This window comes from Streptomyces sp. B1866 (assembly GCF_031932565.1).
Lineage (GTDB): Bacteria > Actinomycetota > Actinomycetes > Streptomycetales > Streptomycetaceae > Streptomyces.
The window spans coordinates 1-13,036 of the sequence record NZ_JAVSCF010000185.1; the positions used below are offsets into that span (position 1 = coordinate 1).

At 74.1% G+C, this 13,036-nt stretch carries 10 protein-coding genes; 3 read left to right on the plus strand and 7 right to left on the minus strand.

Translation table 11 applies throughout. The features are described from left to right. A partial coding sequence (locus RKE29_RS21495) for an acyltransferase domain-containing protein (protein WP_312007164.1) occupies positions 1-2,278 on the minus strand: 2,278 nt, incomplete at its 3' end. Between the two features lie 566 nt (positions 2,279-2,844). Here RKE29_RS21495 and RKE29_RS30840 point away from each other — a divergent pair. The 3 genes from RKE29_RS30840 (at position 2,845) to RKE29_RS21505 (ending at position 5,701) form a co-directional block, all read left to right on the plus strand. Beyond that, complete coding sequence (locus tag RKE29_RS30840; RefSeq protein ID WP_369016047.1) at positions 2,845-2,949, plus strand: putative leader peptide; 105 nt, start codon at positions 2,845-2,847, stop codon at positions 2,947-2,949. Positions 2,950-3,024: 75 nt separating this feature from the next. Further along, positions 3,025-4,299, plus strand: a complete 1,275-nt coding sequence (locus tag RKE29_RS21500) for an LLM class flavin-dependent oxidoreductase (protein WP_312007165.1) — start codon at positions 3,025-3,027, stop codon at positions 4,297-4,299. Positions 4,300-4,318: 19 nt separating this feature from the next. After that, positions 4,319-5,701, plus strand: coding sequence for an NtaA/DmoA family FMN-dependent monooxygenase (locus tag RKE29_RS21505; RefSeq protein WP_312007166.1), 1,383 nt, complete (start codon positions 4,319-4,321; stop codon positions 5,699-5,701). 60 nt (positions 5,702-5,761) lie between these two features. On the opposite strand, the gene RKE29_RS21510 is transcribed toward RKE29_RS21505, so the two are convergent. From RKE29_RS21510 to RKE29_RS21535, 6 genes are all read right to left on the minus strand, one after another. Continuing rightward, entirely contained in the window at positions 5,762-8,155 is a 2,394-nt protein-coding gene (locus tag RKE29_RS21510; protein WP_312007167.1) for an excinuclease ABC subunit UvrA, read from the minus strand. A 142-nt stretch (positions 8,156-8,297) separates the two neighbouring features. Beyond that, positions 8,298-8,708 carry a VOC family protein gene (locus RKE29_RS21515; RefSeq protein ID WP_312007168.1) on the minus strand — a complete coding sequence of 137 codons (411 nt, stop codon included), beginning with the start codon at positions 8,706-8,708 and terminating at the stop codon, positions 8,298-8,300. A 10-nt stretch (positions 8,709-8,718) separates the two neighbouring features. Continuing rightward, complete coding sequence (locus RKE29_RS21520) at positions 8,719-9,159, minus strand: helix-turn-helix transcriptional regulator (protein WP_312007169.1); 441 nt, start codon at positions 9,157-9,159, stop codon at positions 8,719-8,721. Positions 9,160-9,227: 68 nt separating this feature from the next. Beyond that, positions 9,228-10,406 carry a cytochrome P450 gene (locus RKE29_RS21525; protein ID WP_312007170.1) on the minus strand — a complete coding sequence of 393 codons (1,179 nt, stop codon included), beginning with the start codon at positions 10,404-10,406 and terminating at the stop codon, positions 9,228-9,230. Positions 10,407-10,484: 78 nt separating this feature from the next. Continuing rightward, positions 10,485-11,132, minus strand: coding sequence for a nuclear transport factor 2 family protein (locus RKE29_RS21530; RefSeq protein WP_312007171.1), 648 nt, complete (start codon positions 11,130-11,132; stop codon positions 10,485-10,487). A gap of 38 nt (positions 11,133-11,170) precedes the next feature. After that, positions 11,171-13,036 (minus strand): KR domain-containing protein (locus tag RKE29_RS21535; protein ID WP_312007172.1); only part of this gene is annotated, 1,866 nt, incomplete at its 5' end.

Here is a 13,036-nt window from a genome sequence, read left to right on the forward strand (position 1 = left end):
ACGACGAGCACGCCGTGTCCACCGAGATCGCCGGGCCCTCCAGTCCGAGGACGTAGGAGATCCGCCCCGACGCGGTGGCCCCGACGTTGCCGGTCAGCAGGTAGCCTTCCAGCTCCTGGGCCGCCTGGTGCATGCGGGGGCTGTAGTCGAGCGGGGCGACACCGACGTACACCCCGGTACGGCTCCCGCGCAGCGCCGACGGGTCGATGCCCGCCCGCTCCAGCGCCTCCCAGGAGGTCTCCAGCAGCAGCCGGTGCTGCGGGTCCATGGACAGGGCTTCCCGGGGCGCGATGCCGAAGAACTCGGCGTCGAACTTGTCGGCGTCGCGCAGGAAGCCGCCTTCACGCTGGTAGTACGTGCCGGGACGGGCCGGATCCGGGTCGTAGAACTCCTGCGGATCCCAGCCGCGGTCGACGGGGAAGGGCGACATCGCGTCGGTGCCGGCGGCGACGAGCTGCCACAGCTCCTCGGGCGTCTGCGCGCCGCCGGGGAAGCGGCCCGCCATGCCGACGACGGCGATCGGCTCCCCGCTCGACGGCGCCAGGGCGTGGCCGTCGTCCGCGCCCGTCGGGGTACGGGTGGCCCGCCGGCCGAACAGGAGCGTGTGCAGGTGGTCGGCCACCGCCGCCGGAGTCGGATGGTCGAAGGCGAGGGTGAAGGGCAGGACGACACCGGCGGCGGCGCCCAGCCGGTTGCGCAGCGCGACGGCGGCGGCGGAGTCGAAACCCGCGGTGTCGAACGTCTCGTGGTCCGTCATGGCAGGCGCCGACGGGCCGGCGCCCGCCGCGTGTTCGAGTGCCGCGGCGGCCTGGGCGCGGACCAGTTCGCGCAGCTGCCGCAGCCGCTCCGTGGCGGAGAGCGGAGCCAGCCGGTCCACGAGTGCGCGCCGGTCCGTGCCGGCGGGCTGCGCGGTGTCGTCGTCGGTGTCGTCGTCGGCGGTGTCGGCGGGGTCCGGGTCCGCGGGCAGGTCGATCCGGTGGGCGCCGGGCACCGAGAACGCCGCTTCGTGGTCGTCCAGCGCGCCGCGTACGTACAACTCGGCCAGCGCCGCGCGGAATCCCGCCACGCCGGAGTGGTGGCGGCGCAGGGTGGGGGCGACCATGACGGGCTCGCCACCGGCCACGTCCTCGGCGATGGCCTGCACGCACATGGTGAGCGTCGGATGCGGGCTCAGCTCGACGAAGCAGCGCTTCCCCTGCCGGATCAGCCGGCTCACGGCGCGCTCGAACTGGACGGTGGTGGTGAGGTTGCGGTGCCAGTAGGCGGCGTCGAGTCCTGTGGTGTCCAGCACCTCGCCGGTCACCGAGGAGTGGAACGGCACCCGCGACGCGCACGCGCCGACCGGCCCCAGCGAGCCGAGCAGGTCGTCCCTGATGACGTCCAGGGCCGGCGAGTGGGTGGGGAGGTCGATCGCCACCCTGCGGGCCCGGACACCGGCCGCGGTGAGCTCGCGCAGCAGTTCCTCGGCGGCGTCCTGGCCGCCGGAGACGACGGTGGCCTGGGGGCCGTTGAGCGCCCCGATCACCAGCCGGCCCGCCCACCGTCGCAGCAGGGGTTCCAGGTCCGCCTCGGACAGCGCGACGGCGACCAGTGTCCCCGTCCCGGACCGCGCCGCCTGCGCGCGGCCGCACTCGATCGCCACGCGCGCCGCTTCGGGCAGCGGCAGGGCGCCGGCCACATGCGCCGCCGCGATCTCCCCGACGCAGTGCCCCACGACCGCCACCGGCTCGACGCCGTGCGACCGCCACAGCTCGGCCAGCCCCACCATGACCGCGAACAGCGCGGGCTGCACCACGTCGGCCCGCTCCAACGGCGGTGCCCCCGGCGCGCCGCGCAGGACCGCCTCCAGCGACCAGTCGACGTACGGCGCGAACGTTTCGGCGCAGGCGTCGACGGTCTGCCGGAAGACGGACGACGTGTCCAGTAAGTCGGCGGCCATGCCGGACCACTGGGGGCCCTGCCCGGGAAAGACGAACACCACGCCGTCCCCCGCCGCCGCGGCCGTGCCCCGCACGACCCCGGGGCCCTCCCCGGCCTCGGCCACCGTGTCGAGCGCCCGCAGATACCCCTGCCGGTCCGCGGCGAGCACGGCCGCCCGGTGCGCGAGGGCCGGACGGGTGGTCGCCAGGGTGTGGCCGATGTCTTCCGGCCGCAGCTCGGGATGGGCGGCCACATGGTCGCGGAGCGCCCGCGCCCGCGCCCGCAGCGCGGACCCGGTCGGTCCGGAGACGATCCACGGATGGCCGATTGCTGGAAACTCGCTTCGGGACTCGGGCAACTGGTCCGTCTCCAAATCCGCAGAGGCAGGACAAAAACTCGGGGGAGTGGTGAGGGCGTGAGCTGGTGGTTTTCCGTTGTGCGGAATCGCCGCGACGGAGATTCCCAGAATTTATACGCCGGATGGGACGAAGAGCGGTCGAGGGCGACTCGACGGCGCCTCAGGAGCAGCTGGAGTCGCTGCTACCTCGTCTTTTCCGCTTTTCGTACCGTGCCCATCCCGGCTCACCCGCCGCCACGGGCCGCCGGCGACCCGTGGCGGCGGGTGGCAGGCGGACCGCCGGGAACCCGGCCGCCGCGGCCCACCGCACCTCCGGGCCGGTACGGGCCGCTCCGGCCGGTCCGGGCCGCTTGGGGAGCCGAAACGGCGGTCACGGCACGGCGCCGGTGCCGGGCGCGCGATCGGGCAACCGCGATCAGGGAAACCGCGAGCGGGGAACAAGGAGCGGGTCCGCGCTGTTGTGCAGCAAAACCAGTCGGACGTGATCTCGAAGGTCACCCGAAGCGAAGCCGACGGCGCCCGGAGCGCCGTCGGCCGGCGGGGCGGAGGCGACAGTGACGGCACCGGTGTTCTGCCGCGCCGCGGTCGTCCCCCCGCGTGGCCGCGTCCGCCTGTACCGCCGGACGCACATCGATCTGCTGCGCGTGGCCGGCGCGCTCTGTTGTTCCTGACCTGCCGCTCCCGCGCCGAAGCCTCCCCCTGGAGGCGGGCGTTCTCGTACGGTCGATCCGGAAGGCACTCCTACCGTGTCAGCACCTTCTTCCCCTTCCCCGTCTTCTCCCCTGCATCTCGCGGTCGCGCTCGACGGCGCCGGATGGCACCCGGCCGCCTGGCGCGAGCCGGTGGCCCGGCCGAAGGACCTGCACTCCGCCGGGTACTGGGCCGGCCTCGTCGCCGAGGCCGAACAAGGACTGCTGGACTTCGTGACGTTCGAGGACGGGCTCGGTCTTCAGTCCTCGCATCCCACCGCACCGGACGGGCGTACCGACCAGGTACGCGGCCGGCTCGACGCCGTCCTCGTCGCGGCCCGGGTCGCCCCGCTGACCCGGCACATCGGCCTGGTGCCGACGGCGGTGGCCACCCACACCGAGCCGTTCCACCTCTCCAAGGCGATCGCCACCCTGGACTACGTCAGCACCGGGCGCGCCGGCCTCCAGGTGCGGGTGTCGGGACGGCGGAACGAGGCCGCGCACTTCGGCCGCCGTACGGTTCCCGAGCTGCGCGCCGAGGACATCGCGCGGCTCGCCGACCCGGCCGTACGGGAGCTGGTCACCGACCTCTTCGACGAGGCCGCGGACTACGTGGAGGTGGTGCGCCGGCTGTGGGACAGCTGGGAGGACGACGCGGAGATCCGGGATGTCGCCACCGGGCGCTTCATCGACCGCGACAAGCTGCACTACATCGACTTCGAGAGCCGCCACTTCAGCGTCCGGGGACCCTCGATCACGCCCCGGCCGCCGCAGGGCCAGCCGCTCGTCACCGCCCTGGCCCACCGGAACGCGACGGGCGCGCCGTTCCGACTGCTCGCCCGCGCCGCCGACCTCGGGTACGTCACGCCGCACGACGCCGACGACGCCGGTTCCCTCGTCGCCGAGATCCGTGCCGCCCAGGCCGCCGCCGGGCGCGCCGACGAGCCGCTGCACGTCTTCGGCGACCTGGTGGTGTTCCTCGACGACACCCCCGGCGCGGCGCGGGACCGTAGGTCCAGGCTGGACGACCTCGCGGGCGAGCCGTACCGCGGCGACGCGGAGATCTTCACCGGTACGCCCGCGGAACTCGCCGACCTGCTCCTTCGGTGGCGGCAGGCCGGGCTGTCCGGCTTCCGGCTGCGCCCCGCCGTGCTCGGCCACGACCTGCCGGCGATCACCCGGGGCCTGGTGCCCGAACTCCAGCGCCGCGGCGCCTTCCGGCGCGCCTACGAGGCCGGCACCCTGCGCGGGCTCCTCGGACTCGCCCGCCCCGCCAACCGCTATGCCCCGCGCTCTGACGAGCAGGGGACGCCCCGAGCCACCGCCGTCTGAGCCGGAGGACCCCGCGACCATGAGCAAGCCGATCAAGCAGATCCATCTGGCGGCCCATTTCCCGGGCGTCAACAACACCACCGTGTGGAGCGACCCGCGGGCGGGCAGCCATATCGAGTTCAGCTCGTTCGCGCATTTCGCGCAGACCGCCGAGCGTGCCAAATTCGATTTCCTGTTCCTCGCCGAGGGGCTGCGGCTGCGCGAACAGGGCGGAAAAATATACGACCTGGACGTGGTGGGGCGGCCCGACACCTTCACCGTGCTGTCCGCGCTCGCCGCCGTCACCGAACGGCTCGGCCTGACCGGCACCATCAACTCCACCTTCAACGAGCCCTACGAGGTGGCCCGCCAGTTCGCCAGCCTGGACCACCTCTCCGGCGGACGCGCCGCCTGGAACGTCGTCACCTCCTGGGACGCCTTCACCGGTGAGAACTTCCGGCGCGGCGGCTTCCTGCCGCAGGACCAGCGCTACTCCCGGGCCAGGGAGTTCCTGGCCACCGCCACCGAGCTGTTCGACTCCTGGCACGGCGACGAGATCGTCGCCGACCAGGCGTCCGGCGTCTTCCTGAAGGACGCGCGAGCCGGGGCCTTCGTCCACCGGGGACAGCAGTTCGACATCACCGGGCAGTTCGACGTCCCGCGCAGCCCGCAGGGCCGTCCGGTGATCTTCCAGGCCGGCGACTCCGACGAGGGCCGCGAGTTCGCCGCGGCCGACGCGGACGCGATCTTCAGCCGGCACAGCACCCTGGAGGCGGGCCGCGAGTTCTACGCCGACGTCAAGGGCCGCCTGGCACGCTACGGCCGCGCCCGCGACCAGCTGCTGATCCTGCCCGCCGCGACCTTCGTCCTGGGCGACACCGACGCCGAGGCCCGGGAACTGGCCCACGAGGTGCGGCGCCGGCAGGTCAGCGGGCAGACCGCGGTCAGGTTCCTGGAGCACGTCTGGAACCGCGACCTGTCCGGCTACGACCCGGACGGCCCGCTGCCCGACATCGACCCGGACCCCGGGGAGCACACCATCGCCCGCGGCCGCGCCAGCGTCCGGGCCTTCCGCGACCCGCTCGCCGTCGCCAGGCAGTGGCGCGAGCGCGCCGCGGCCGAGAACCTGTCGATCCGCGAACTGGTCATCGAGACCACCGGCCGCCAGTCCTTCATCGGCTCCCCGGCCACCGTGGCCGAGACCATCGACCACTTCGTCCAGACGGACGCCGCCGACGGCTTCATCCTCGTCCCGCACATCACCCCCGGCGGCCTCGACACCTTCGCGGACACCGTCGTACCGCTGCTCCAGGAGCGCGGCGTGTTCCGCCACGACTACACGGGTACGACGCTGCGCGACCACCTGGGCCTGGCCCACCCGGACGCGGACTCCCGGCGGGCGCCCCGGCGGGCGGCCTCCTGAGGCCGCGCACCCCGGGCCCCGCCGCCCGGCCCCGTAGCCACCGGGGCCGGGCGGCGGCGGTCAGGCGCCGACGTACGCCGCGAGGTGCTCGCCGGTGAGGGTGGAGCGGGCGGCGACGAGGTCGGCGGGGGTGCCCTCGAAGACGATCCGGCCGCCGTCGTGCCCGGCGCCGGGGCCGAGGTCGACGATCCAGTCGGCGTGCGCCATGACCGCCTGGTGGTGCTCGATGACGATGACGGACTTTCCGGAGTCGACCAGCCGGTCGAGCAGGCCGAGCAGCTGCTCGACGTCGGCGAGGTGGAGGCCGGTGGTCGGCTCGTCCAGGACGTAGACGCCGCCCTTCTCGGCCATGTGCGTGGCCAGCTTGAGCCGCTGCCGCTCGCCGCCGGACAGCGTGGTGAGCGGCTGGCCGAGGCTGAGGTAGCCGAGCCCGACGTCCGCCAGCCGCTCCAGGATCCGGTGGGCCGCGGGCGTGCGCGCCTCGCCGGCGCCGAAGAACTCCTCGGCCTCGGTCACCGGCATCGCGAGCACCTCGCTGATGTCGCGGCCGCCGAAGCGGTACTCCAGCACCGACGCCTGGAACCGCTTCCCCTCGCACTCCTCGCAGGTGGTGGCGACGCCGGCCATCATCGCCAGGTCGGTGTAGACGACCCCGGCCCCGTTGCAGGTGGGGCAGGCGCCCTCGGAGTTGGCGCTGAACAGCGCCGGCTTCACGCCGTTGGCCTTCGCGAACGCCTTGCGGATCGGGTCGAGCAGTCCGGTGTACGTCGCCGGGTTGCTGCGGCGCGAGCCGCGGATCGCGCCCTGGTCGACCGACACCACGCCCGCGTCGGCGGGTATCGACCCGTGCAGGAGCGAGCTCTTGCCGGAGCCGGCGACGCCGGTGACGGCGACGAGCACCCCGAGCGGGATGTCGACGTCGACGTCGCGCAGGTTGTGGGCGTCGGCGCCGCGGATCGGCAGGGTGCCGGTGGGCGTCCGTACCGCCTCCTTGAGGGCGGCCCGGTCGTCCAGGTGGCGGCCGGTGAGGGTCCCGCTGGCCCGCAGCCCCTCGACGGTGCCCTCGAAGCAGACCGAGCCGCCGGCCGTACCGGCGCCGGGGCCCAGGTCCACGACGTGGTCGGCGATCGCGATCGTCTCCGGCTTGTGCTCCACGACGAGCACCGTGTTGCCCTTGTCCCGCAGCCGCAGCAGCAGGTTGTTCATCCGCTGGATGTCGTGGGGGTGCAGGCCCGTGGTGGGCTCGTCGAAGACGTAGGTGACGTCGGTGAGCGAGGAGCCCAGGTGGCGGATCATCTTCACGCGCTGCGCCTCGCCGCCCGACAGCGTGCCCGACGACCGGTCCAGCGACAGGTAGCCGAGGCCGATCTCCACGAACGAGTCGAGAGTCCGCTGCAACGCGGCGAGCAGCGGCGCGACCGACGGCTCGTCGAGGCCGCGGACCCACGCGGCCAGGTCCCGGATCTCCATCGCGCACGCGTCGGCGATGTTGACCTCGCCGATCCGCGACGAACGGGCCAGCTCGCTGAGCCGGGTGCCGTCGCACTCGGGACACCGGGTGAAGGTGACCGCCCGGTCGACGAACGCCCGGATGTGCGGCTGCATCGCCTCCCGGTCCTTGGCCAGAAGCGACTTCTGGATCTTCGGTATCAGCCCCTCGTAGGTGAGGTTGACGCCGTTGACCTTCACCTTGGTCGGCTCGCGGTAGAGGAGGTCGTGCCGCTCCTGCCTGGTGTACTCGCGGATCGGCTTGTCCGGGTCGAGGAAGCCGGACTCGGTGATCAGCCGCACCGCCCAGCCGCCGCCGGTGTAGCCGGGGATGGTGAACGGATCCTCGGCGAGCGACTTGGCGTCGTCGTACAGCTGGGCGAGGTCGATGTCGGAGACCGAGCCCCGGCCCTCGCAGCGCGTGCACATGCCCCCGGTGCGGCTGAAGGTCACCTTCTCGGTCTTCGTCTTCTCGGCGCCGCGGTCGACCGTGAACCCGCCGCTCGCCTGCACCGAGGCGACGTTGAAGGAGAACGCGCCGGGCGGGCCGACGTGCGGCTTCCCCAGCCGGCTGAAGAGGATCCGCAGCATCGCGTTGGCATCGGTGGCGGTGCCGACCGTGGACCGGGGGTCGGCCCCCATCCGCTGCTGGTCGACGGTGATCGCGGTGGTCAGCCCGTCGAGGACGTCGACCTCGGGCCGCGCCAGCGTCGGCATGAAGCCCTGGACGAAGGCGCTGTACGTCTCGTTGATCAGCCGCTGCGACTCCGCGGCGATCGTGTCGAACACCAGCGAGCTCTTGCCCGAGCCGGAGACGCCGGTGAACACCGTCAGCCGGCGCTTGGGTATCTCGACGCTGACGTCCTTGAGGTTGTTCTCGCGCGCGCCGTGCACGCGGATCAGGTCGTGGCTGTCGGCAGCGTGCGGGGTGGGCGACTGCGGGTTCGTCCTCGCGGCGTGGCTCATCGTGTCTCCATCGGTCGGGCGTGGGTCGCCTTCGGGGTCTGCCGTCGGCGTCGCCTGGATCGGGACCGATTCAAGCAGGGTCCGGCTCGTCCGCCGCTCCCGCTCACCGAGCCGCCCGGCCGCCCGGCACGCCCGCCGGCCACTATGCCGCCGGCGCCTGCGAGATCCGCACCAGGTTGCCGGAGGGGTCGCGGAACGCGCAGTCCCGCGGGCCCCAGGGCTGGTCCACGGGCTCCTGCAGCACCTCGGCACCGGACGCCCGCACCCTCTCGAAGGTCGCGTCGAGGTCGTCGGTACGGAAGACGATCATCGGCAGGACGCCCTTGGTGAGCAGTTCCTGGAGGGTGTCGCCGTCGGCCTGGGACCGGCCGGCGTGCGGCTCCGAGAGCACGATCTCAAGGCCCGGCTGGTCCGGGCTGCCGAGGGTGACCCAGCGGAACCCGCCCGAGGCGACGTCGTTGCGCACCTCTAGGCCGAGCGCGTCGCGGTAGAAGCCGAGCGACTCGTCCGGGTCGTTGACGGTGACGTGGCAGTACTGGAGTGCGATGGTCATGCGGCTCACGCTAGGCGGCGGACTCCCGGGCCGCTTCTCCATTCCTGCTCGGCGTGTTCCTGACCGGCCGGGTGCGCGCCTTCGCCACGCACGCGGGCATCGCCGCCACAGCGCGGTGCTCCCGGCCGCGGTAGGCGCTCGGCGTCTCGCCCACAAGCTCGGCGAAGCGCGAGCTGAACGAGCCGAGTGAGGTACAGCCGACCGCCATGCACGCGTCGGTCACGCCCATGCCGCCGCGCAGCAGCGCCATGGCGCGCTCGATCCGGCGGGTCATGAGGTAGCTGTACGGCGTCTCGCCGTAGGCCGCCCGGAACTGCCGCGAGAAGTGCGCCGGCGACATGAGCGCGTGCCGGGCCATGGCCGGCACGTCGAGCGGGCGGGCGTACTCCCGGTCGATCAGATCCCGTGCCCGGCGCAGGTGCGCGAGGTTGGCGAGCTCTTGCGGGGTCATGGCACGACGCTACCACTCACCCCGAGGACCCCGCTGACCTGCGGCGACGCGCACGCGCGCCGAAACGGTCAGACGGCGTAGCGCAGCGGGAGCGCCGCGAGGCCGCGCAGGAAGTCCGAGGAGCGCCAGCGGAGCGTGTCCGGCGGGACGGCGAGTTCCAGGACGGAGTACCGGGACAGGATCTCGCTGAGCGCGACCTGGATCTCCTGCCGCGCCAGCCGCTGCCCGAGGCAGAAGTGGGGGCCGTGGCCGAAGCCGAGGTGCGCGGAGGTGGCGCGGGAGATGTCGAAGGCGTGCGGGTCCTCCCGGACGAGCGGGTCCCGGTTGGCGGCCGAGAGCAGGAAGCGGACGAGTTCGCCCTCTCGGATGACGACGCCGTCCGCCTCGATGTCGGCCAGGGCGACCCGGTTGGTGGTGGACAGCAGCGAGCCTCGGAAGCGCAGCGCCTCCTCGGCGGTGGCGGACACCAGGGCCGGGTCGGCGCGCAGCGCGGCCAGCTGGTCGTCGTGGGTCAGCAGTTCCAGGAGCGCGCCGGCGATGACGTACGCGGTGGTGACGTGGCCGGCGAACAGCAGCACCGAGCCGAAGCCCGCCAGCTCGTCGCGGGTGAGCCCGGAGCCGTCCTCGAACTCGGCGGTGACCAGCTCGCTGAGCAGGTCCTCGCCGGGGCGCGCGCGCTTGGCGTCCACCAGGGTCGCGCAGTAGGCCACGAACGCGTCCATCGCCGCCTGGCGCACGGCGGTGGAGGGCGAGTCCATGTTCTGTACGCGGCTGTGGAACTGCGCGCGGTCGGCCAGGGGCACGCCGAGCAGCTCGCAGATCACCTCCAGCGGGAAGGGGTTGGCGAACGCCTCGACGATGTCGGCCGTCCCCTCGTCCGGCAGCCGGTCCAGCAGACCGCGCGCGATCTCCGTCATGCGCGGCTGGAGCCCGCGGACCGCGCGGGACGCGAAGGCGGCGCTCACCAGGCGGCGGTAGCGCGTGTGGTCGGGGTTGTCCTGCTCGAACAGCACGACCGGGCCGTCGGCCGTCTGCGCGGCGTGGGGCGCGTGGCCGTGGAGGTCGTTGGACAGCCGGGGGTCGCCCAGCAGCCTGCGGGTGAGCGCGGCGCCGAGCACGGTCCACGCCTCGACGCCGCCCACCTGGCGGGTGCGGATGACGGGGTGCCTGCGGGCGAGCTGCTCCAGCTCGCGTTCGGCGTCGGGGAGCGACGAGATCTGCACGAGGTCGAGTACCGGGATCATCATCTTCCTAACGGCGGGCCGGAATCCTGGTGGCGTGCCGGGAGCGGGGCGGCTAAAGGCTGTCCCGTAATCCCTGGTGGATCAGCGAGCGGCGTCAGATGCGGTCAATCGCAAGGCGGCGGAGCGTCCGAATAGTGGTTCTATTCGGACGTTTCGCCAACGCCGCGAGTGGCCGTAGCTGGCGTCGGGAGCNTGGGGGTCGCCCGGGGCGGGGACGCGGGGCAGGTCGCGCAGCCACAGCTGCCGGTCGGCGATGCGCCAGCGCGGGCCCTCCTTCCGCAGGAGGTCGACGTAGGAGCCGCTGCGGCCCAGTTCGTGGTGGCCGTCGTCGAAGGCGAAGGCGACGGACAGCAGCGACCTCGCCTCGGCGGTGGTGGCGGTGATACGGGTGATGACCGTGTTGGTGGTGAGGTGGCGCGAGTGGGCGCCGCGGGCCTCGGTGTTGTGCCGGTACAGCGCGGCCGTGGCCTGCACGATGCGGTCGCGGGTGGTGACCGACGGCGGATAGCCCTCCGGTCGCGGGGTGAAGCCGAAGCGGGCGTCCTTGGTGAACAGGTCGCCGAGCGCGTCGAAGTCGCCGGAGTCGTGGTACAGGCCGTAGGCGGCCACGAGGTCGAGGATCGCGGCCCGGTCCGCGAGGAAGTCCGCGTCGAGGTGCGCGGTCGAACCGGGGACCGGGGTGCGGGCGGCGGCCCCTGGGCCGGCGGTGTCGGTGTCGGGCTCGGTCACGGGAGGGGTTCCTTTCGGCTGTCGCGGTTCCGGGAGACTCAGGTGGTGCCGGCGGGCCGGTCGAGCCCCGCGATCCACGCGCGCACCGCCGCGCCGGTCTGGGCCGCGTGCTCGCCGATCATCGTGCAGTGGTCGCCGTCGACCTCCAGGGCCGTGTGCGGGTACGGCCAGGACGACCGCCAGTCCGCGCCGGTCATCGGCTCCTCGGGCGAGCCGGGCACGCAGCGGGACGGGCGGACGAACAGCGTGGGCGCGAGGGCGGGTTCCGGCTGCCAGCCGCGGAACATCCGCCGGTAGGTGCCGATCGCCGTCAGACCGGTGTACGTGAGCGCCGTGAACGCCTGCCTGCGGACGATGACCTCGTAGTTCATGGCCTTGCGCATGCGCCGCGACATGGTCGCGGGCAGGTAGGTGTCCAGCAGGACGACGGCCGCGGGCCGCAGACCGGCCGATTCCAGGCGGGTGCACACGCCGTGCGCGAGCCAGCCGGAGGAGGAGTACCCGAGCAGGACGAACGGGCGGCCGTCGGCGCACCGCCGGGTCGCGCGGGCGAGCAGGCCCAGCAGGACGTCGCGTGAGGCGGCGAGCGGTTCCCCGGCGCGGAAGCCCGGGACGGTCAGGACCGAGGTGTCGCAGAACCCCTCGCAGGCGCTCGCCAGGCGGCCGAACTGAAGGGTGCCCTCGACGGGCGCGAACGGCGGGAAGCAGATCACCGCGGGCTGGTCGCCGCCCCGGGTCATGCGGACGAAGCCGGGGGCTCGATCGAACCGGCCCGGGTCGTCGAAGGTCTCCCGCAGCCCGGAGGCGCCGGCGAGCAGGGTCTCGGCGTCGTCCATCCGCCCGCGCAGGGCCAGCTCGCGGTAGACGCCGCCGAGCAGTTCGCGGGCGTCCCCCGCGGCGGGCTCGGCGCGCGGCGCCGGACGGGCCGCGCCGGGCCCGCCGAGGGCGGCGGCCAGGTGCGCGGCCAGGGCCTCGGGGGTCTCGTGGTCGTAGAGCAGGGTGGCGGGGAGTTCCACGCCGGTGGCCTCGGTGAGCCGGTTGCGCAGGCCGACGGTGGCCAGCGAGTCGAAGCCGAGGTCCCGGAAGGGCTGGGCCGGGCCGACCGCGCGGGCGTCGGCGTGGCCGAGCTGCGCGGCGGCCTCGGCGCGGACCAGGCCGAGCACGTCGGCGGCGAGCCGCGCGGGCGACCGGTCCGCGGACCGGTCCCACCGCGGGCCCCGGCCGGCCTCGCGCGGACCCGCGTCCGGCGGCGCCTGCGGCGCGCTCCCGGCGAGGTCGGCGATCAGCGGGCGGGGGCGGGCGGCGGTGTAGCCGCGCGCGAAGCGCGGCCAGTCCACGTCGGCGACGGTCAGCTGCGTCCTGTCCTCCGCCAGGGCCTGGCCGAGGGCGGCCAGGGCGGCCGCCGGAGCCATGGGCCGCAGGCCGAGGCGGGCCAGGTGCCGGCCCGCCTCGCCGTCGGCCATGCCGCCGCCGGCCCACGGCCCCCAGGCGACCGCGGTGGCGCGGCGGCCGCGCCGGCGGCGGAGGCGGGCGAGGGCGTCGAGGTGGGCGTTGGCCGCCGCGTACGCGCCCTGCCCGGCGCCGCCCCAGACCCCGGCGGCGGAGGAGTACAGGACGAACGCGTCCAGGTCCGCCGTGTCGAAGACCTGGTCGAGCGCGACGGCGCCGGCGGCCTTCGGCGTGATGGTGGCGGCCATCCGGCCGGGATCGGTGCCGGCGAGCGGCGCGGGCCCGGCGACTCCGGCGGCGTGCACCACGGTCCGGATGTGCGGCAGTTCGCCGCGCAGCGCCTCGCGCAGCCGGTCGGACGCGTGCGGGCCGGCCAGGTCGCAGGCGACCGCGACGGCCTCGGCGCCCGCCGCCGCCAGGTCCGCGCGCAGCCGGTCCAGGCCCGGGGCGGCCGG

Coding starts and splice junctions, on each gene's coding strand:
- RKE29_RS21510 (WP_312007167.1), bottom strand. CDS start 8,155: ATGAGCCACGCCGCGAGGACGAACCCGCAGTCGCCCACCCCGCACGCT.
- RKE29_RS21525 (WP_312007170.1), bottom strand. CDS start 10,406: ATGATGATCCCGGTACTCGACCTCGTGCAGATCTCGTCGCTCCCCGAC.
- RKE29_RS21505 (WP_312007166.1), top strand. CDS start 4,319: ATGAGCAAGCCGATCAAGCAGATCCATCTGGCGGCCCATTTCCCGGGC.
- RKE29_RS21520 (WP_312007169.1), bottom strand. CDS start 9,159: ATGACCCCGCAAGAGCTCGCCAACCTCGCGCACCTGCGCCGGGCACGG.
- RKE29_RS21515 (WP_312007168.1), bottom strand. CDS start 8,708: ATGACCATCGCACTCCAGTACTGCCACGTCACCGTCAACGACCCGGAC.